Origin of the sequence: Saccharomonospora sp. CUA-673 (assembly GCF_001942305.1) — a bacterium.
In the GTDB taxonomy this organism is placed as follows: domain Bacteria; phylum Actinomycetota; class Actinomycetes; order Mycobacteriales; family Pseudonocardiaceae; genus Prauserella.
Map to the genome: position 1 here is coordinate 12,607 of NZ_MKKE01000014.1, position 20,515 is coordinate 33,121.

Sequence of the window (20,515 nt, forward strand, 5' to 3'; positions counted from 1 at the left end):
CGTGCGGATCGCCGTCCCGAAGGAAGTCAAGAAGCACGAGTACCGGGTCGCGTTGACCCCGGCCGGTACGCACGAGTTGGTGCAGCGCGGCCACCAGGTGGTGGTCGAGGCCGGGGCCGGGGAGGGCTCGGCGATCCGCGACGAGGAGTACATGGCGGCGGGCGCGAAGATCCTGCCGGGCGCGGCCGACACGTGGGCCGAGGGCGACGTGGTGCTCAAGGTGAAGGAGCCGATCGCCGAGGAGTACGGCCGGTTGCGGTCGGGGCAGGTGTTGTTCACGTATCTGCATCTGGCCGCGGATCGGGCGTTGACCGAGGCGTTGTTGGCGGCGGGGACGACGTCGATCGCGTACGAGACGGTGCAGGGCGTGGACGGCGGTCTGCCGTTGTTGGCGCCGATGTCGGAGGTCGCGGGCCGCTGGCGCCGCAGGTCGGGGCGTATTCGCTGATGCAGCCCGGTGGTGGCCGGGGTGTGTTGATCGGCGGCGTTCCGGGGGTGCATCCGGCGCGGGTCGTGGTGATCGGCGGCGGCGTGGCCGGGTTGAACGCGGCGCGCGTGGCGTTGGGCCTGGGTGCCGATGTCGAGGTGTTGGACACGAACGTGGACCGCCTGCGGCAGATCGACAAGGACTTCGGTGGCCGGATCCGCACGGTGACGTCGAACGCGTTCTCGTTGGAGCAGGCGGTGTTGGAGGCCGATCTGGTCGTCGGCGCCGTGCTGGTGGCCGGGGCGAAGGCGCCGAAGTTGGTGTCGAACGATCTGGTGGCGCGGATGAAGCCGGGCAGCGTGCTGGTCGACATCTCGATCGACCAGGGCGGGTGCTTCGCGGACTCGCGGCCGACGACGCACGACGAGCCGACCTACCAGGTGCACGGTTCGGTGTTCTATTGCGTGGCGAACATGCCGGGCGCGGTGCCGCGCACGTCGACGTACGGCCTGACGAACGTGACCCTGCCGTACGTGTTGCGTCTGGCGGAGCAGGGTTGGGAAGCGGCCCTGGCGTCCGACCCCGGCCTGGCCAAGGGCCTCAACACGCACGCAGGAACCCTGACGAACGCCCCGGTGGCCGAAGCCCACGACCTCCCGCACACCCCCATGCAGTAACCCCAACCAGGCCGGCCCACCGATCTCGCAGGGTGACGGACGAGCGGCGAGGTGACGACCGTGATGGGGGTCCGGGGGCGGAGCCCGCCGGCCTGGGGGGTGTGGGGGCGGGCCCCACAGACGACGCGAAGTTGAGCGAGAGGGAGCGAAGGCGAAAGCCGAAAGCGACTAGGGGCGCCCGCTCAACCAGCCTGGGGGTCACCGGGAGCGGGCCGCCACGTTCCAGTTTAGGGCCTCGTTCGCGGGTTCGCCGCCCCGGGGTGGGCAACGGTGGTGGTTTTTTGTCCACGTCACACTGTCGGTTCCGGCAAATTGCGCACGTCGGGTCGTTCACCACACGCGCACCACGGGGTATGGGGCAGGATGGCGCCCGCAGTGCGCACCCAAGCAACGGCGCAGCTGAGGGGAGATCCATGCACGACGGCAGTGGCCGCATCGCGGTGCAGAACCTGACGAAGCAGTTCGGGCCCGTGACGGCCGTGCAGAACCTGAGCTTCACGGTGGAGCCGGGTTCGGTGACCGGCTTTCTCGGTCCGAACGGCGCGGGCAAGACGACGACCCTGCGCATGATCCTGGGGCTGGTGGCACCGACCTCGGGTTCGGCGACGATCAACGGACGTCCGTACACCCAGTTGGGCAATCCTGCCCGGGTGGCGGGGGCGGTCCTGGAGAACGAGGGGTTCCATCCGAGGCGCACGGCGCGTCATCACCTGCGGGTGTATGCGGCGGCGATCGGGGTGCCCGATCAGCGGGTCGACGAGTTGTTGGGTCTGGTCGGTTTGTCCCCGGCGGCGGATCGGGCGGCGGGCGAGTTCTCGTTGGGTATGCGCCAGCGGTTGTCGTTGGCGACGGCGTTGTTGGGCGACCCGCAGGTGTTGGTGCTCGACGAACCGTCGAACGGTCTGGACCCGGAGGGCATCGTGTGGCTGCGGGGGTTCCTGCAGTCGTTCGCGAAGCAGGGGCGCACGGTGTTGGTGTCGAGCCATCTGCTGTCCGAGGTGGAGCAGATGATCGACCAGGTCGTGATCGTGAGTGCCGGGATGACGCGGTACTACGGTCCGCTCGAGCAGTTGCGGGCCTCGCAGCAGTCGCGGGTGATCGTGCAGCCTGCCGATCCGAACGCGTTGATCTCGGCGTTGTACGAGGCGGGCCTGACGGAGGTGCAGCCGACGCCGGACGGCAAGGTCGCGGTGGCGGGCGCCACGGTGCAGCAGATCGGTGATGCGGCGGCGAAGGCCGGTGTCGCCGTGTACGGCATGGAGGAGGACAAGGCGGATCTGGAGCAGTTGTTCTTCCGGATGACCAGTCCGCAGTACATGGGCCAGCCGTATCAGCAGGCGCCGAATCCGTACCAGCAGCCGCCCGGACCGCCGGGGCCGCCGGGTCCGCCGCCCGGAGCGCCACCGGGAGCCCCGCCCGGTCCGCCGCCGGGGATGCCGCCGCAGAACCCGTATCAGCAGGGTCAGGGCTGGGGAGGTGGCCACTGATGATGGGCAATCTCGTCAAGTCCGAGTTCCGCAAGATCCTCACCACGAACGGCTGGTGGGCACTGCTCGTTCCGGCGGCCACGTTGGCGTTCGTGATCGCGCTCGGGTTGGGCTACACCGCGAACGGGGTCGGCAACCTCCTGAGCGGCCGGGAGACCGAACAGTTGGCCACGGCACTGGGGGTCGAGACCGGCAACCTGCCGATGGGCATGTTGGCCTTCGGACGCGCGATCAACCTGGCGTTGATGTTCGCCGTCATCTTCGGCGTGTTCGCGGTGGCCGGCGAGTACGGCCGGAAGACGATCACCACGACGTTCCTCACCGCGCCCAACCGGGCGACGGCGCTGGCGTCGAAGATGATCACCTACGTCAGCTGGGGCGCGCTGTACGGCCTGCTCTTCGCGGGCGTGTCGAGCCTGGCCATCGTCCTCACCGTCGAGTCGGAACGGCTGCCGAGCGCCACGCAGTGGCTGGCCGTCATGGGCGCGTCGGTACTGGCCGGTGCGCTGGCGACCCTGTTCGGTGTCGGACTCGGCGCGCTGTGGAACAGCGTGGCCGGTTCGGTCGTCACGTTGCTGCTCTACATGGTCGTCCTCGAGAACCTGTGGATCTGGGTCTCGTACGGGATCTGGGGACCGAGTGCCGCGTGGATGGGCGGCGTGCTGCCCAACGGTGCGCTCAACGGCGTCGTGGGTGCGCTCGGCGCCGAGGCCGCCGGTGCTGCGGGAGTGCGCGTCCCGGGCGTCGACGAGTATCTGGCGTGGGGGCTGCAGTTCATCGCCGGTGCCCCTGGGGCATTCTCGTGGTGGGCCTCGGCGCTGATCTTCGGCGGCTGGGTGCTGGCGGCCTTCGGCGGCGGCTGGCTGATCAACCAGAAGCGCGACATCACGTAACGAACGAGGAGGGAACCGGGCGTGTCGGGGCAGGTCGGTAACGCGGAGACCGGAGCTACGGCCGACCGACCCGACACTCCCGGTAACCCCGCTGCCCCCACCGCCCCCTCTGCCCCCGACCGGCCGCACGTGGGCTGGGTCCGGCGGATCGCCGCGGCGTGCTGGCGGCATCCGGTGTTGGTCGTGCTCTCGCTCGGGGCTGCGATCCTCGGTGTCGGCGTCCAGGCGGTCAGCCCGCTGCTGATCCGCGACGGCATCGACACCGCCGTCGCCGGGTCCACCGAGGGGCTCGGCCTGCTGGCGCTGGTGCTGCTGGCGTTGCACCTCGTGGCGTTCGGCGCCGCGTTCGGCAGGCGCTACGTCGGCGGCCGGTTGGCCCTCGACGTCCAACACGACCTGCGTCGGTCGGTGTTCGCCGCAGTGTCGCGACTCGACGGCGGCAAGCAGGACTCGCTCCGAACGGGGCAGATCGCCTCCCGCGCCATCACCGATCTGCAACTCGTCACCGGTTTCCTGATGCAGGTGCCGCTGTCGGCGGGTTCGGTGGTGTTCGCCCTGCTCGCGCTCGGCGCGATGCTGTGGATGTCCCCGCTGCTGACCGTGATCGCGCTGATCGTCGCGCCCGCGGTCGCCATCGTGCTGGCGGTGAGCAGACGCACGCTGTTCCCCGCGACGTGGGCGGCCCAGCAACGGGCCGCCGAGATCGCCCAGCACGTCGAGGAGACCGTCACCGGTGTCCGCGTCGTGAAGGGTTTCGGCCAGGAGGCCCGCGAGACGAGCCGGCTGTCGCGCACCGCGCGCGCCCTGTTCGCCGAGCGGCTGCGCGCGGCGAACCTGTCGGCCGTGCCGACGGCCACCACCGCCGCGCTGCCGGCGGCAGGGCAGATCGCCGTCCTGGCCGTCGGCGGCATCCTCGCGCTGCGCGGTGAGATCAGCCTCGGCACGTTCCTCGCGTTCGCCACGTACGTCTCGTCGTTGACCGGTCCGGCCCGCATGCTGGCGAGCCTGGTCGTGCAGGCGCAGCTCACGCGCGCGGGCGCCGAGCGCGTGCACGAACTGATCGACGCCCAGCCCGAGGTGCGCGAGAAGCCCGATCCCGCGCCGGTGCCCGACGGCCCGCTCGACGTCGAGCTGCGTGACGTCCGGTTCGGCTACACGCTGTCCGAGCCCGTCCTCGACGGGATGACACTCACGGCCCGCCAGGGCGAGACACTCGCCCTTGTCGGTACCGCCGGCTCCGGCAAGTCGACGATCTCGCTGCTGCTGCCCCGCTTCTACGACGTGCACGAGGGCGAGGTCCGCATCGGCGGCACCGACGTGCGCGACCTCGGACTGACCGAGCTGCGCCGCACCGTCGGCGTGGTGTTCGAGGAGGCGTTCCTGTTCTCGACGTCGGTGCGCGACAACATCGCCTACGGCAGGCGGACGCCTCCGACGCCGAGGTGATCGCCGCCGCGAAGGCGGCCGAGGCGCACGAGTTCATCAGCGCCCTGCCCGACGGCTACGACACCCTGGTCGGCGAACGCGGGCTCACCCTCTCCGGCGGCCAGCGGCAACGCCTCGGACTGGCCCGCGCACTGCTCACCGATCCGCGGGTCCTCGTGCTCGACGACGCGACGTCCGCCGTCGACACCGCCACCGAGGCCGCCATCCACGACACGCTGCGCGCCGTGATGCGCGACCGGACCACCCTGCTCGTGGCGCACCGCCGTTCGACGCTGTCACTGGCCGACCGGATCGCGGTCCTCGACGGCGGCCGCGTCGTCGACGTCGGCACCGCCGCCGAGCTCGAGGGCCGTTGCGCGCTGTACCGCGACCTGGTGTCCGGTCCCGACGACGACGCGGAGGCGCCCGGCCGGACGCCCCCGCGCGAACCGGGCCCCGACGGCATCACCCCCGAGCTGTGGCCGGACCTCGGGACCGACTCGACGGGACCATCGGTCTCGACAAACACCGCGGCCGCTGCCGCTGCCGGCCCCGGCCGCGGTTCGAGCGCCTCCCTCGAACAGCCGCCGACCCCGGAACTGCTCGAACGGGTGCAGGCACTCGCCCCCGCGACCGCGCGGCCCGACCTGGGCGACGTCGACCCGACCGCCCCGGACCCGCGCTTCCGGCTCGCCGGCCTGCTACGGCCGGTGCGCGGCCTGCTGGCGGCGGTCATCGCGCTCGTCACCGTGGACGCGCTCGCGACCCTGGCCATCCCCGCGCTCTACCAACGGGGCGTCGACGAGGGCGTGCGGACCGGTGTCGAATCGGTCGTGCTCATCGCGGCCGCCGTCGGCCTCGGCGTCATCCTCGTCGACTGGCTCGTCGTGGCCCTGCAGACCCGACTCACCGCCCGCACCGGCGAATCAGTGCTGTACCTGCTGCGGGTTCGCAGCTACGCCCATCTGCAGCGGCTCGGGCTCGACTACTACGAACGGGAACTGTCCGGGCGGATCATGACCCGGATGACCACCGACGTCGACGCGCTGTCGACGTTCCTGCAGACCGGTCTGGCGACCGCCGTCGTCAGCATCCTCACGCTCGCCGGGATCAGCGTCGCCCTGATCGTCACCGACCCGAGCCTCGCGATGTACGTGTTCGCGGTGCTGCCCGTGCTGATCGTCGCGACCGTGGTGTTCCGCAGGCTCGCCTCGGCCGCCTACACCGAGGCGCGCGAACGCGTCAGCGCCGTCAACGCCGACATGCAGGAGAACGTGAGCGGCCTGCGCGTCGCGCAGGCCTACACGCGCGAGGAGCGTTCCGCGGCCGACTTCGCCTCCCGCAGCGACGCCTACCGCCGTTCCCGGCTGCGTGCGCAGCGCTACGTCGCCACCTACTTCCCGTTCGTGACGCTGCTGTCCGGCGTCGCCGAGGTGCTCGTCCTGGCGGTCGGCGCGAGCCGCGTCGCCGAGGGCACGCTCTCGCCCGGCGTGCTGATGGCGTTCGTGCTGTACCTCGGCCTGTTCTTCACCCCGGTCCAACAGCTGTCGTCGGTGTTCGACGGTTACCAGCAGGCGAAGGTCGGCCTGCGGCGCATCGGCGACCTGCTGCGCACCCCGACGTCGGTCCCGTCGCCGGAGACGCCGGTCGGCGTGGGCGAGCGCCTGCGCGGGCACGTCCGCCTCGACGACGTCGGCTTCCACTACCCCGGCACCGAGACGCCCGCCCTGGCCGACGTCTCGCTCGACGTGCCGCCGGGCACCACGGTGGCGTTCGTCGGCTCGACCGGCGCGGGCAAGTCGACGGCGGTGAAGCTGCTCGCCCGGTTCTACGACGCCACCTCGGGAAGCGTCCGCATCGACGGGGTCGACGTGCGTGAGTACGACCTCGCGGCGCTGCGCACCCGCGTGGGCGTCGTCCCCCAGGAACCGCACCTGTTCGCGGGCACGGTCGCCGACAACGTCCGCTACGGACGTCCCGAGGCGAGCGACGCCGACGTCGAACGCGCCGTCCGCGCCGTCGGCGCCCTCGACGGCATCGCCGGCCTGCCCGGCGGCTTCGCCCACCAGGTCGGCGAGCGCGGACGGGCGCTGTCGGCCGGCCAACGGCAGCTCGTCGCACTCGCCAGGGCCGAGCTCGTCGATCCCGACGTGCTGCTGCTCGACGAGGCGACCGCCGCGCTCGACCCCGCCACCGAGGACGCCGTGCTGCGGGCGACCGACCGGCTCGCCGCGACCCGCACCACGTTCGTCGTGGCCCATCGGCTCGCGACCGCGGCCCGCGCGGACCGGATCGTGGTGCTCGACCACGGGCGCGTCGTCGAGGAGGGCACGCACGCCGACCTCGTCGCCGCGGGCGGGGCCTACGCCACGCTGTGGGAGCTCGGCGACGGCGCACCCGCCCACCGGTGACCGGCACCGACCCGCCGTCGCCCGCACCGCCGGTGGCGGGTTGGTGCGAACGGGTGGCCGGTCGCATGAGACGTCTCACGAACTCCTGCCCCCACCGGGCCGTTCCGTACCCTCCGGGGTGTGTAGAGGCCCACACCCCGCTACCCGTATCGATTCAGCGACAAGCCGGGGGGCTTGTGCGTGGACGAAACCGGTCCGAAGTGCGAGTTCGGTGACCGAGGTGACGAGCCGGGGGGTTAGCCTGGTACGCGCGTAATTGGCACATCGAGACAGATAGAGGCGAGTCCCAGCCGTGTCCAGCAGTCCTGCGTCACAGTTCGGCCCCAACGAGTGGCTCGTCGAGGAAATGTACGACCAGTTCCTCGCCGATCCCTCCTCCGTCGACGCCGCGTGGCATGAGTTCTTTGCCGACTTCTCCCCCACGCAGCAGCGAAAGCCGGACACGACCGACACGACCGACGCGGCGCCCTCGGCCAACGGTCACGGATCGGCGAGCCAGGCCGCCCCGGCCGCAGCCCAGGCACCCGCGGCGCCCGCAGCGGCCGCCGCGCCTGCCGAGTCGAAGCCCGCGGCCCCGGCCAAGCCCGCCCAGCAGCCCGCCAAGGCCGCCGACAAGGCGGACCAGGGCGGTGGCAAGGCAGACAAGGCCGAGAAGGCGGACAAGGGTGGCGACAAGAGCGAGCCCGAGTCGAAGGTTCTCCGCGGTGCCGCGGCGGCGATCGCGAAGAACATGGACGCCTCGCTGACCGTTCCGACGGCCACGAGCGTGCGCGCCGTTCCGGCGAAGCTGATGGGCGACAACCGCATCGTCATCAACAACCACCTCAAGCGCACGCGCGGCGGGAAGATCTCGTTCACCCACCTCATCGGCTACGCCATGATCCGTGGGCTGCACGACTTCCCGAACATGAACCGGCACTACAAGCTCATCGACGGCAAGCCGCACGCGGTCACGCCCGAGCACGTCAACATCGGCCTCGCGATCGACATGAAGGGCAAGGACGGCGGCCGCAACCTCGTCGTCGCGTCGATCAAGAACTGCGAGAACATGTCGTTCCTGCAGTTCTGGCAGGCCTACGAGGACATCGTCCGCAAGGCGCGCAACAACAAGCTCACCGCCGACGACTTCTCCGGCACCACGATCTCGCTGACCAACCCGGGCGGCATCGGCACCAACCACTCGGTGCCGCGACTGCAGTCCGGGCAGGGCACGATCATCGGCGTCGGCGCGATGCAGTACCCGGCCCACTACGAGGGCACGAGCGAGAAGACCCTCATCGACCTGGGCGTCAGCAAGATCATGACGCTCACGTCGACCTACGACCACCGCATCATCCAGGGCGCCGAGTCGGGCGAGTTCCTCAAGCGCATCCACGAGCTGCTGCTCGGCGCGGACGGCTTCTACGACGACATCTTCACGTCGCTGCGCATCCCGTACGAGCCGGTGCGCTGGGTCTCCGACATCCCCGAGGGCGAGATCGACAAGACCGCCCGCGTGCTCGAGCTGATCGACGCGTACCGGATGCGCGGCCACCTGATGGCCGACACCGACCCGCTGAACTACCGCCAGCGCCGGCACGAGGACCTCGACGTCCTCTCGCACGGGCTGACGCTGTGGGACCTGGACCGCGAGTTCGCCGTCGGCGGTTTCGCGGGCCAGGAGAAGATGAAGCTGCGCGATGTCCTGGGCGTGCTGCGCGACTCGTACTGCCGCACGGTCGGCGTCGAGTACACGCACATCCTCGACCCGGAGGAACGCCTCTGGATCCAGGAGCGCGTCGAGGTCCCGCACGACAAGCCCGAGCCCACGGTGCAGAAGTACGTGCTGAGCAAGCTCAACGCGGCCGAGGCGTTCGAGACGTTCCTGCAGACCAAGTACGTCGGCCAGAAGCGGTTCTCGCTCGAGGGCGGCGAGACGGTCATCCCGATGCTCGACACGCTGCTGGACAAGGCCGCCGAGCACAGCCTCGACGAGGTCGTCGTCGGCATGCCGCACCGCGGCCGGCTGAACGTGCTCGCCAACATCGTCGGCAAGCCGATCTCGCAGATCTTCCAGGAGTTCGAGGGCAACCTCGACCCGGGTCAGGCGCACGGCTCCGGTGACGTCAAGTACCACCTGGGCGCCGAGGGCAAGTACTTCCGCATGTTCGGCGACGGCGAGACGCGCGTGTCGCTGACCGCCAACCCGTCGCACCTGGAGACGGTCGACCCGGTGCTCGAGGGCATCGTCCGCGCCAAGCAGGACATCCTCGACAAGGGCGGCGACGCCGACGGCTTCACCGTGCTGCCCGTGCTGCTGCACGGCGACGCGGCGTTCGCCGGCCAGGGCGTGGTGGCCGAGACGCTGAACCTCTCGCTCCTGCGCGGGTACCGCACCGGCGGCACCGTGCACGTGATCATCAACAACCAGGTGGGCTTCACGACGGCGCCCGAGCACGCGCGGTCCTCGCAGTACGCCACCGACGTCGCGAAGATGATCGGCGCGCCGATCATCCACGTGAACGGCGACGACCCGGAGGCGGCGTACTGGGTCGCCCGCCTCGCGGTCGACTACCGCCAGGCGTTCAACAAGGACATCGTGATCGACATGATCTGCTACCGGCGCCGCGGTCACAACGAGGGTGACGATCCCTCGATGACCCAGCCCGGGATGTACGACATCATCGACAAGAAGCGCAGCGTCCGGAAGACCTACACCGAGTCGCTCATCGGCCGCGGCGACCTGTCGGTCGAGGACGCCGAGGCCGCGCTGCGGGACTTCTCCAGCCAGCTCGAGCACGTCTTCAACGAGGTGCGCGAGCTCGAGAAGCACCCGCCGGTTCCGAGCCCGTCGGTCGAGGGCAAGCAGCAGGTGCCGGCGAACCTGCCGACCGCGGTGTCCCGCGAGACCGTCGAGCGCATCGGCGACGCGTTCGTCAACGTGCCCGAGGGCTTCACCCCGCACCCGCGCGTCAAGCCGGTCATGGACCGGCGGCAGAAGATGTCCCGCGAGGGCGGCATCGACTGGGCGTTCGGCGAACTGCTGGCGTACGGCTCGCTGGCCCTCGAGGGTCACCTCGTCCGACTGTCCGGTCAGGACTCCCGCCGCGGCACGTTCACCCAACGCCACTCGGTGCTGATCGACCGGCACACCGGCAAGGAGTACGCCCCGCTGCAGCACCTGGCCGACGAGCAGGGCCGCGTGATGATCTACGACTCGGCGCTGTCCGAGTACGCGGCCGTCGGCTTCGAGTACGGCTACTCCGTGGCCAACTCCGAGGCGCTGGTGATGTGGGAGGCGCAGTTCGGCGACTTCGTCAACGGCGCCCAGTCGGTCATCGACGAGTACATCTCGTCCGGTGAGGCCAAGTGGGGCCAGCTGTCCGACGTCGTGCTGCTGCTGCCGCACGGCCACGAGGGCCAGGGCCCCGACCACACGTCCGGCCGGATCGAGCGGTTCCTGCAGCTGTGCGCCGAGGGTTCGATGACCGTGGCGGTGCCGTCGACCCCGGCGAACTACTTCCACCTGCTGCGCAGGCACACGCTCGACGGTGTGAAGCGTCCGCTGATCGTCTTCACCCCGAAGTCGATGCTGCGCAACAAGGCCGCGACGTCGAACGTCGAGGACTTCATCGGCGACTCGAAGTTCCTGTCCGTCATCGACGACACCGACGTGGACCCCGCGAAGGCGCGCAAGGTGCTGATGACCTCGGGCAAGCTCTACTGGGAGCTCGTGGCCGAGCGGGCCAAGCGCGAGATCGACGACGTCGCGATCGTGCGCATCGAGCAGTACTACCCGCTGCCGAAGCGGAAGATCGCCGCGGCGCTCGAGCGCTACTCGTCGAACGCGGAGCTCGTGTGGGTGCAGGAGGAGCCGGAGAACCAGGGCGCCTGGCCGTTCTTCGGGCTGAACCTGCCGCGCAGGCTGCCGGAGCTGTTCCCCCGCCTCGACGTGGTGGCACGGCGTCCGATGGCCGCCCCGTCGGCCGGTTCGTCCAAGGTGCACGAGGTCGAGCAGAAGGCCCTCATCACGAAGGCCTTCGAGTAAGCCGCTGAACCGCTAAAAGCACCCGAGGGCCCCATAGGGGCCCTCGGGTGCTTTTCGGGCGGAACCTCAGGGGGTGAGGGTCCAGCTGTTGAGGGTGCCGGTGTCGAAGACGAACGCGTCGGTCACCGTCAGGGTCCACTCGCCGTTGAGCTCGGCGACGTCGGAGAGGTCGACGGTGTAGGTCTCGGAGATGTCGGCGCCCGGGTCGGCCGAGGCCTCCTTCAGCGAGAACTCCGCACCGTCCGGGGCGACGAGGTCGAGGGCGATGTCACCGCGGTAGGTGTGGGTGATGTCGACCTCGACGGTCGCCTCGGTCGAGCCGGCCTCGCAGCCGGACACGGTGACCGTGCTGTCGATCGAGTCGGCGTCCGGGATGGCGGTGACCTCGTCGTTGGTCACGGCCGCACAGGTGCCCGGATCGGGGTCCGGTTCCGGGTCGGGGTCGGGTGCCGATCCGGAGTCGACGACGTTCAGCAGCACGTTGGGCGAACCCGAACCGGGGTTGCCGACGACGCCCTCGGACCCGCCGTCGACGATTGCGCCGTGGACCTCCGACGGGGCGGCCGAGGTGTTGGCGGCCAGGTAGATCGCGGCGGCGCCGGCGACGTGCGGGGCCGCCATCGACGTGCCGGAGATCGTGTTGTCGGCCGTGTCGCCGGTGTGCCACGCCGAGGTGATGTCGCTGCCCGGCGCGAAGATGTCCACGCACGAGCCGACGTTCGAGAAGCTCGACCGCGCGTCGGTGTCGGTCGTCGACCCCACGGTCAGGCCGTCGGCCACGCGGGCGGGCGAGGAGTTGCACGCGTCGGCGTTCTCGTTGCCCGCGGCGAGGGCGTAGGTGACGCCGGCGGCGATGGAGTTCTCCACGGCGTCGTCGACGGCGGTAGAGGCCGTGCCGCCGAGGCTCATGTTGGCCACCGACGGGCCCGAGGCGTTCTCGGTGACCCAGTCGATACCGGCGATCACGCCCGCGTTGGTGCCGCTGCCCTCGCAGCCCAGCACACGCACGGGGACGAGGTCGACGCTCTTGGCCACGCCGTACTCGGCGCCGCCCACGGTGCCGGCGACGTGCGTGCCGTGGCCGTTGCAGTCGTCGGCGTCGCCGCCGCTGTCGATGGCGTCGAAACCGTCGGTGACCCGGCCGCCGAAGTCCTCGTGCGAGGCGCGGATGCCCGTGTCGATGATGTACGCGGTGACGCCCTCGCCCTCGTTCGGGTAGGCGTACGTGTCGTCGAGCGGCAGCTCGGCCTGGTCGATGCGGTCCAGCCCCCACGACGGCGGGTCGGTCTGCTCGTCCATCGTGTGCATGGTCTGCACCTGCTCGACGTACTCGACCGCGGGGTTGGCCGCGATCCGCTTCGCCAGCGCCTCGGACATGTCGGCCGAGTAGCCGTTGAACACGCTCGAGAACGTGTGGGTGACGTCGCCGCCGAGATCGGCGGCGGTGGTCTGCACCCCGTCCTTCAACGCCACGATGTATTCGCCCTCGACCGCGGTCGCGGCGTCGGCACCGAGGATCGTGCCTTCCTGCGGTGCGGCGTGGGCGGTGCCCGCCATGCCCAGCACCAGGGCGGCCGCGGTGGTGCTCACCCCCGCAACGCGGGCGATCCTGCGTCTGTCACTTCGCACGTTTTTCCCTTCCGTCGAACTTTGTCCGGAATGGGCTGACAGTAAGCGGAAAGGCAACGAGACGACACGGTCGAATGATTTACGGAGATCGCGACGAAAGTCGGGGCATTGGACCGTTCTGCGCAACCGTTTCGGCGCCTCGGCCCACGACGGGCGGGGAAATGCATCCGGGCCGTGACCGTCCGGTGCGGATTCCGTTGCACGGCGCGGAGAAAACCCGCCGCTCGAACCCCGACCAAAGTACCGGACCAAGGTGGTGAATCCGGCGACCCCGGGCGCCGACACTCGGCTCCGGGGCACCCCGAGCGTCGGTCAGCGGTCGCCGATCCCGGCCAGGAATTCGTCGGCGATGTCGGCGGGGTTGCGCTTCCGTTCGGAGAACTCGACGTTCAACTCGGTCAGTTTCTCGGTGGTGAGTGCGGCCGAGATCCGGTCGAGTGCCGCGCGTTCGCGGTCCGACAACGATCCCGTGGCCGCCAGCGGCACGATGTTCTGCGCGGGGAACATGTTCCGGTCGTCATCGAGGGGTACGAAGCCGTTGGCGTCGACCGACGCCGACGTGCTGAACATGTTGGCGACCTGCACCTCGCCGGAACGCAGCGCCTCGACCGTCACCGGACCGCCCGTGTCGGTGGTGCGGATCTCGGCGAACTCGCAGCCGTACAGCGCGCGGATCTCCTCGCGCCAACGCTCGGCCCACTGCCCCGGGCCACCCAGGACGAGCCGCTCGCAGCGCGGCGCAAGGTCCGAGATCGACCGGATGCCCTGTTCGGCGAGGTCGCGGCGCACCACGAGCATGTCGGTGTTCTCGGCGGGCGAGCGCTCGAGCACCTCGAGCTCCGGCGGCAGAGCACGCGGCAGTGCTCGGTCGACCTCCTGCGACGTCGTCGCCTCGGTGTCGGGGTCGAAATGGCGGAGCAGGTTGCCGCTGTAGTCGGGGGCGAGCGTCAACGAGCGGTCCTGCAGCGCCTGCACCAACACCTCGCGTCCGCCGACGGGCGGGCGGACGGTGACGTCGTCGGCTCCCGCGGCGCGCAACGCGCCGGCGTAGATCTCGGCGAGCAACAGACCCTCACCGACGTCGGACGCACCGATGACGATGCTCCCGTCGTCACCGCCCTCGGCTCCCCCGCGCAGCGGATTGCCACACGAGGTCACCAGCAGCAGCACCGCACACAGCACGGCCACGACTCCCCGGCGCCGAAAAGCGCCCCGACGATCATCGTTCACGCGGCCTCCTGTGTTCCGGCGCGTTCGGCCAGACGCACGCCCCGTGGCACGACGAGACGTTGCAGCGCCGCCAACAGCAGGTCCAGCACGACCGCGAGCGCCGCCGTCAGCACCGCGCCCGCGACGACCTGTCCGTAGTCGAGGACGGCCAGTCCGTCCATGAGGTAGCGGCCGAGTCCGCCGAGTCCGACGTAGGCGGCCACGGCGGCCGTCGCGACGAGCTGCAGCACCGCGTTGCGCACACCGCCGAGCAACATGGGCAACGCGATGGGCACCTCGACCTGCCACAACCGCTGCATACCGCGCATGCCGACGCCGCTCGCCGCGTCGACGACGTGCGGATCGACAGCCTCGACCCCGGCATACGTGCCCGCCATGATCGGCGGTACGGCCAGCACGACCAGACCGACGAGCGCCGCCGGGGTGCTCTCGGCCAGCAGCAGGAAGAACAGCGTCACGACGCCGAGCGTCGGCAGGGCGCGCACGATGTTGCCGGTGCCGACGAGCAGTACCGCGCCCCGGCCGGTGTGGCCGACGATCAGGCCGATGGGCACGGCGATCACCAACGCCACGGCCAGGGCGAGGGCGACGTAACCGAGGTGTTCCAGCACGCGCATCGGCACGCCGCCGGGGCCGCCCCAGTTCGCCGCGTCGCCGAACCACGCGAGGGTCTCGGGAATCATGCCGACACCTCCCGCCCGGTGCTCGCCGGCGCGGGCCGCTGCCAGGGTGTGAGGACCCGGCGCAGCAGCACCAGCAGCAGGTCGACGACGAGCGCGAGCAGGAGCGTCAACGCGACGCCGACCAGGATGGGCGCGTAGTACTCACGCTGGAAGCCGTCGGTGAACAGCCTGCCGAGCCCGCCGACGCCGATCAACGCCCCGACGCTGACGAGGCTGATGTTGCTCACGGCCGCGACCCGGACGCCCGCGGCGAGCACCGGCACGGCCAGCGGGAGCTCGACACCGAAGAACCGCCGGGCGGGCCGATACCCCATCGCCGTGGCGGATGCGGTGACGGCGGGCGGCACGGCGTCGAGCGCGTCGAGCATCGGCCGCACCAGCAGCGCCGCGGTGTACAGCGACAGGGCGATGACGACGTTGATGCTGTCGAGGATCGTCGTGCCGATGATGCCGGGGATGACGACGAACAGCGCGAGCGACGGGATCGTGTAGACGAGGTTGGCCACGACGCCGAGCGTCGGCCGGATCGGCGGCCACATTCGCCCGACCCAGCCGGCGCCGATGGCGAGCAGCACGCCCAGCACGATCGGCACCAGCGCCAGGTAGCAGTGCTCGAGCAGCCCGGACCAGAGCTGGGCCCGCGTGTTGGCGCTGCCGAGATAGGTGCCGAGCTCGTCGAGCAGGGTCATGGCGCACCCGCGCTCTCCGGGTGCCCTTCGATCACGTCGAGCACGTGCCGTGCGGTGACGGCCCCGACGACCGCACCGTCGCCGTCGACCACGACGCCGAGGCTCGCGGGCGAGGACAACGCGGCGTCGAGGGCGCCCCGCAGCGACGTGCCCTCCCGGTACAGCGAACCGCCCGCCACGAGGTCCGCCTCGACCAGCTCGCCGTCCACTGTGGACCCCGGCGCGAGCCAGCCGCGGGGCCTGCGGTCGGCGTCGACCGCGAGCCGCCACTCGCCGGTGGGCGAGGCCGGGGCGCCGAGCGACACGGTCGGCACGTCCGCGACGTCCAGACCACGCGCCGACAGGAACGACAGTCCGCGGTATCCGCGGTCCTTGCCGACGAACTCGGCGACGAAATCGTCGACGGGATGGCGCAGCACCTCGGCGGGCGTTCCGTACTGGGCCAGCCGGCCGCCCACGCGCAGCACGGCGACGCGGTCGCCCATCCGCACGGCCTCGTCGATGTCGTGGGTGACGAACACGATGGTCTTGCCGAGCCGCCTTTGCAGATCGAGCAGTTCGTCCTGCAGCCCCTCGCGCACGACCGGGTCGACGGCCGAGAACGGTTCGTCCATGAGCAGCACCGGCGGATCGGCCGCCAGCGCGCGGGCCACCCCGACCCGCTGTTGCTGTCCGCCGGACAGCTGCGCCGGGTACCGCGACCCCAGATCGGCGGGCAGGCCCACCGTCTCGAGGAGCTCACCGGCACGGCGCCGCGCCGCCCGGCGGCTCCAGCCGGACAGCATCGGCACGGTCGCGATGTTGCCGAGCACGGTCCGATGTGGAAACAGGCCCGCGTGCTGGATGACGTAGCCGATGCCGCGGCGCAACTCGGCCGGGTCGACCGCGCGCACGTCCCGCCCGTCCAGCAGCACCTCGCCGGCGGTGGGCTCGACCATGCGGTTCACCATGCGCAGCGAGGTCGTCTTGCCGCAGCCCGAGGGGCCGACGAACACGGTCATGCTGCCGTCGGGCACCGTCAGCGACAGGTCGTCGACCGCGACCGCACCGCCGCCGGAACCGTCGTGGCCCTCGTAGCGCTTGGTGACGCCACGGAACTCGATCGTCATCGTGGTGTCCTGCTCCCCTCGCGGCGGGTGGCCGGGCGCGAAATGTGACCCGGATGACGCGTTCGAACGACCGTAACCGACAGGCCCGACAGAACCGAGTTCCCGCTCGTGACGTGGCCCGGCGGGCGGCGGCGGCCGGGCGGCAGCTCCGCTGGTCACGGCATCTAGGGTGGGCGCCATGAACTCGGTGCGTCAGGTGTTCGGCGTGGACGCGAAATCGCTGCGACACGCCATCGCGTTGCTTGCCGAACGGCGCTGGCTGTTCGACGACCTGGTGCGCGAACTCGCCGCCCCGCGGCGCACCGTCGAGGAACTGCTGCAGGCGATCGGCGGCGACCTCCACCGCGAAGGAGACTCGGTGTGGCTGCGCGCCGACGCCGCCGAGACCTACCGTGAGCACGCCGGCAGCCCGCACACCACGGACGGCCTCGAGACCGAGGTCGCCCGGCACATCGCCCACGTGCCGCCGCCGCTGCCCGCGCTCGACCACGTGCAGGCCACGGCCGACACGGTCGTGCGCCGCGCGCGGTGGCTCGACGAGCACTACGACCTGCGCACCACGCGGTTGACGTTCCTCGGCGACCACGACCTGACGTCGCTGGCCGTGCGCGCCCTGCGACCCGAGGCCGACCTGACCGTCATCGACGTCGACGACCGCATCCTCGACTACGTCGACCGGCAGAGCTCGCGCACGATCCGCACCGTGCACGCCGACCTGCGCTTTGGCCTGCCGCTGTCGGTGATGGGCAAGGCCGACGTCGTGTTCAGCGATCCGCCGTACACCCCCGAGGGCATGGCGCTGTTCGCCACGCGCGGGCTCGAATGCCTCGCCGATCCGCCCGCGGGCAGGCTCGTGCTCGCCTACGGCTACAGCCCGCGGCATCCGGCGCTGGGCCACCGCACGCAGCGGGCGCTGATCGGACTGGGGCTGGCGTTCGAGTCCATCGTGCCCGGCTTCCACCGGTACAGCGGCGCCCAGGCGATCGGCAGCGCCGCGGACCTCTACGTGTGCCAGCCGACGACGAAGGCACGCAAGGGCGGGCGGAAGACGAGCAAGCAGACGATCTACACACGCGGTGCGCAGTCCCTCGAGGCGGGCGAGACGACGCCCGAGCTGCTGGAGGCGCTGCGCGGGTTCGCGGGCCAGAACGGGCTGCGGGTCGAGGAACGCGGCGCGGACTGGACCAAACCGGTCGCGACGAAGCCGGGCACGGCCGTGGCCGTCGACCTCGGCGCCGACCCCGGGCCGTGGCTGCTGCGCACCCTGCTGGGGGTCAACGCGGACCGCGTCGCCGTGCTGCTGCCGAACTCCCACCCCGACCTCGTCGACGCCGCCTCACAGCAGGCGCTGACGCAACTGATCGGCCCGAAGTACCGGCTGCGCCTGCTCCGCAGCACGCCCACCAACACGCACGCGATCGTCGTGGCCGAACCGCCGGCGAGCGCCACCGGGCACACCGACGCCACCGTGCGCGCCGTGCTCACCCGCGCGCACGCCCGCCTCGGCAACATCTGGCCCGACGCCCCCGACGACGTCGCCGACCAACGCCTCATCGACCTGCCCCGCCACCGCGTCGCCGAGGTCCGCGACCGCCTCGGCGACTGACGCAGCTCCGACACTGCTCCCAAGGGCCCCATAGTCGCGTTCAACGCGACTATGCCCTTGGGAGCTCCGAACACAGAGGTGCCCCCCGGGGGACGGTCGTCCTCGGGGCACCTCTGGATTGCTACGTCAGCTGACGACGCCGTCGTCCTCCGCGGCCTTCGCGACCGCGGTCGCGACCTCCTCGGCGACCCTCGGGTCGAGCGGGCTCGGCACGATGCGGTCGGCGGACAGCTCGTCGGCCGCCACCGACACGATCGCCTCGGCCGCGGCCAGCTTCATGTTCTCCGTGATCGCCCGCGCGCCGGCGTCGAGCGCACCACGGAACACGCCGGGGAAGGCGAGCACGTTGTTGATCTGGTTCGGGAAGTCGCTCCGGCCGGTGGCCACGACCGCCGCGTACTTCGCCGCGATGTCCGGGTGGACCTCCGGGTCCGGGTTGGACAGCGCGAACACGATCGGCTCGGGCGCCATGGTCGCGAGCAGGTTCTCGTCGATCCTCGCGCTCGAGAGTCCGATGAACACGTCCGCACCAGCCATCGCGTCGGCCAGATCGCCGCGCAGGCCCGCCTTGTTCGTGGTCTCGGCGAGCTCCTCCTTGACGGCGTTGAGGTTCTCGCGGCCGGTGTGGATGATGCCGCGCGAGTCGAGCATCGTCACGTCGCCGACACCGGCGGCCTGCAGGATCTTCGCGCAGGCCACGCCCGCGGCGCCCGCACCGGAGATCACGACCCGCTGCTGGGCGATGTCGCGGCCGGTGACGAGGTTCGCACCACGCAGCGCGGCGAGCACCACGATGGCCGTGCCGTGCTGGTCGTCATGCATGACCGGGCAGTCGAGGGCGTCCTTGAGCTTGGCCTCGAGCTCGAAGCACCGCGGCGCCGAGACGTCCTCGAGGTTGACGGCGCCGAACGAGGGCCGCAGCCGCACGAGCGTCTCGACGATCTCGTCGACGTCGGAGGTCTCGAGCACCAGCGGGATGGAGTCCAGCCCGGCGAAGGTCTTGAACAGGACCGACTTGCCCTCCATGACCGGCAGCGAGGCGCTCGCGCCGATGTCACCGAGTCCGAGTACCGCCGATCCGTCGCTGACCACCGCCACAAGCCGGTCCGCCCACGTGTACCGCTTCGCAAGAGCAGGCTCCTGCTCGATGGCGCGGCTGACCTTCGCTACCCCAGGGGTGTAGGCGATGGACAGATCACGCGCTCCGTGATCGGACGGGTGGCCGACACCGAGAGCTTGCCGCCCTCGTGTCCGCCGAAGATATCGTCGTCGCTCACCTGAGCTTGAGACACGTTTAACTCCAGGGCTGAAAAAGGGAAGGTCCGACGGGCAGCTCCCGTCGGTAGAGGGCTCCTTGGTCCCGGCTGACTCGGCGCGGTAGCGCCGTCTGCCGGCAAGGTGTCCGTCAAGGCCCTTGGTCAGGCGTAGCCGCGGACGCGGCGGTCGTATCAGTGTGACATCCCTTCCGGCACTCAGCGTGCCGGTGCGGTCCGGATCACAGATTCGACCTTGTTTCGCAGGTCATGCCTCTAATAGCAAGACGGACGTCCGACTTGGGTGGCTTGGGTGGCTTCGTTGTCGCCGAACGGGGTCCCGCTAGTCTTCGCGGTATGCAAGCCCGCACGCTGGCCGTCCCGGATGCCGTCGAGTTCACCCCGCCCGCCTTCCCCGACCACAGGGGGCTGTTCGCGGCGCCGTTCCAGGAGGCGGCGTTCGTCGAGGCCGTGGGGCATCCGCTGACGTTGGCGCAGGTCAACCACAGCGTGTCGCGCCGGGGGACGCTCCGCGGGGTGCACTTCAGCGACGTCCCGCCCGGGCAGGCGAAGTACGTCTACTGCCCGCGGGGATCGCTGCTGGACGTCGTCGTCGACCTGCGCGTGGGATCACCGACGTTCGGCGTGCACGACTCGGTGGTGCTCGACAGCACGACGTATCGCGCGCTGTACATCCCCGAGGGCCTCGGCCACGCGTTCGTGGCCCTCGAGGACGACACCGTCATGACGTACCTGTGCTCGACGCCGTACAACCCACCCACCGAACACGGCGTCAACCCGCTCGACCCCGAACTCGGCCTGCCGTGGCCCGACGACCTCGAGTTCCTGCAGTCCGACAAGGACCGCACCGCCCCGTCGGTGGCCGAGGCCCGCGAGCGCGGCTTCCTGCCCAGCCACGCCGACTGCCTGGCCCACTACGACCGACTCCGCAGCGCGGCCGGCTGACCG

General features: G+C 70.8%; 10 protein-coding genes and 3 pseudogenes. 7 read left to right on the forward strand and 6 right to left on the reverse strand.

Going from position 1 to position 20,515, the window contains the following annotated elements; translation table 11 throughout:
• Position 1 precedes the first annotated feature (1 nt).
• From ald to BJF85_RS08395, 5 genes and pseudogenes are all read left to right on the forward strand, one after another.
• Positions 2–1,104 (forward strand): annotated as a pseudogene (gene ald, locus BJF85_RS08375) (alanine dehydrogenase).
• A 413-nt stretch (positions 1,105–1,517) separates the two neighbouring features.
• Positions 1,518–2,591, forward strand: coding sequence for an ABC transporter ATP-binding protein (locus BJF85_RS08380; RefSeq protein ID WP_075846482.1), 1,074 nt, complete (start codon positions 1,518–1,520; stop codon positions 2,589–2,591).
• Between the two features lie 2 nt (positions 2,592–2,593).
• Positions 2,594–3,484 (forward strand): ABC transporter permease, encoded by an 891-nt coding sequence (locus tag BJF85_RS08385; RefSeq protein WP_075846483.1) that lies wholly within the window; start codon positions 2,594–2,596, stop codon positions 3,482–3,484.
• A gap of 129 nt (positions 3,485–3,613) precedes the next feature.
• Positions 3,614–7,320, forward strand: a pseudogene (locus tag BJF85_RS08390) (ABC transporter ATP-binding protein).
• 346 nt (positions 7,321–7,666) lie between these two features.
• Complete coding sequence (locus BJF85_RS08395; RefSeq protein WP_369822123.1) at positions 7,667–11,347, forward strand: multifunctional oxoglutarate decarboxylase/oxoglutarate dehydrogenase thiamine pyrophosphate-binding subunit/dihydrolipoyllysine-residue succinyltransferase subunit; 3,681 nt, start codon at positions 7,667–7,669, stop codon at positions 11,345–11,347.
• 66 nt (positions 11,348–11,413) lie between these two features.
• Here BJF85_RS08395 and BJF85_RS08400 read toward each other — a convergent pair whose 3' ends face one another.
• The 5 genes from BJF85_RS08400 to BJF85_RS08420 all read right to left on the reverse strand — a co-directional run bounded on the left by BJF85_RS08400 (position 11,414) and on the right by BJF85_RS08420 (position 16,687).
• Positions 11,414–12,976, reverse strand: a complete 1,563-nt coding sequence (locus BJF85_RS08400) for a S8 family peptidase (protein ID WP_075846485.1) — start codon at positions 12,974–12,976, stop codon at positions 11,414–11,416.
• Between the two features lie 312 nt (positions 12,977–13,288).
• Positions 13,289–14,164, reverse strand: a complete 876-nt coding sequence (locus BJF85_RS08405; RefSeq protein WP_187346887.1) for an ABC transporter substrate-binding protein — start codon at positions 14,162–14,164, stop codon at positions 13,289–13,291.
• Positions 14,165–14,202: 38 nt separating this feature from the next.
• On the reverse strand, positions 14,203–14,889 hold the full coding sequence (locus BJF85_RS08410; protein ID WP_075846487.1) for an ABC transporter permease: 687 nt from the start codon (positions 14,887–14,889) through the stop codon (positions 14,203–14,205).
• Positions 14,886–15,578: an ABC transporter permease gene (locus tag BJF85_RS08415; RefSeq protein WP_075846488.1), complete on the reverse strand. Its 693-nt coding sequence runs from the start codon at positions 15,576–15,578 to the stop codon at positions 14,886–14,888. The genes BJF85_RS08410 and BJF85_RS08415 overlap by 4 nt, the downstream gene beginning before the upstream one ends.
• Complete coding sequence (locus tag BJF85_RS08420; RefSeq protein ID WP_075846489.1) at positions 15,575–16,687, reverse strand: ABC transporter ATP-binding protein; 1,113 nt, start codon at positions 16,685–16,687, stop codon at positions 15,575–15,577. Before BJF85_RS08420 ends, BJF85_RS08415 begins: the two co-directional genes overlap by 4 nt.
• Before the next feature lie 178 nt (positions 16,688–16,865).
• Between BJF85_RS08420 and BJF85_RS08425 the strand changes: the two genes are divergently transcribed.
• Positions 16,866–18,293 carry a bis-aminopropyl spermidine synthase family protein gene (locus tag BJF85_RS08425; RefSeq protein WP_075846490.1) on the forward strand — a complete coding sequence of 476 codons (1,428 nt, stop codon included), beginning with the start codon at positions 16,866–16,868 and terminating at the stop codon, positions 18,291–18,293.
• Positions 18,294–18,419: 126 nt separating this feature from the next.
• On the opposite strand, the pseudogene BJF85_RS08430 reads toward BJF85_RS08425, so the two are convergent.
• Positions 18,420–19,585, reverse strand: a pseudogene (locus BJF85_RS08430) (NADP-dependent malic enzyme).
• 318 nt (positions 19,586–19,903) lie between these two features.
• On the opposite strand from BJF85_RS08430, the gene BJF85_RS08435 reads away from it, so the two are divergent.
• The gene (locus BJF85_RS08435; protein ID WP_075846491.1) at positions 19,904–20,512 is read left to right on the forward strand and encodes a dTDP-4-dehydrorhamnose 3,5-epimerase family protein; all 609 of its coding nucleotides are present in this window, start codon (positions 19,904–19,906) and stop codon (positions 20,510–20,512) included.
• Positions 20,513–20,515: the final 3 nt, after the last annotated feature.

Bases quoted from the DNA above. Each gene is read 5' to 3' on its own strand.
- BJF85_RS08435 (WP_075846491.1), top strand. From the start codon at position 19,904: ATGCAAGCCCGCACGCTGGCCGTCCCGGATGCCGTCGAGTTCACCCCG.
- BJF85_RS08395 (WP_369822123.1), top strand. From the start codon at position 7,667: ATGTACGACCAGTTCCTCGCCGATCCCTCCTCCGTCGACGCCGCGTGG.
- BJF85_RS08420 (WP_075846489.1), bottom strand. From the start codon at position 16,687: ATGACGATCGAGTTCCGTGGCGTCACCAAGCGCTACGAGGGCCACGAC.
- BJF85_RS08415 (WP_075846488.1), bottom strand. From the start codon at position 15,578: ATGACCCTGCTCGACGAGCTCGGCACCTATCTCGGCAGCGCCAACACG.
- BJF85_RS08425 (WP_075846490.1), top strand. From the start codon at position 16,866: ATGAACTCGGTGCGTCAGGTGTTCGGCGTGGACGCGAAATCGCTGCGA.
- BJF85_RS08385 (WP_075846483.1), top strand. From the start codon at position 2,594: ATGGGCAATCTCGTCAAGTCCGAGTTCCGCAAGATCCTCACCACGAAC.
- BJF85_RS08410 (WP_075846487.1), bottom strand. From the start codon at position 14,889: ATGATTCCCGAGACCCTCGCGTGGTTCGGCGACGCGGCGAACTGGGGC.
- BJF85_RS08380 (WP_075846482.1), top strand. From the start codon at position 1,518: ATGCACGACGGCAGTGGCCGCATCGCGGTGCAGAACCTGACGAAGCAG.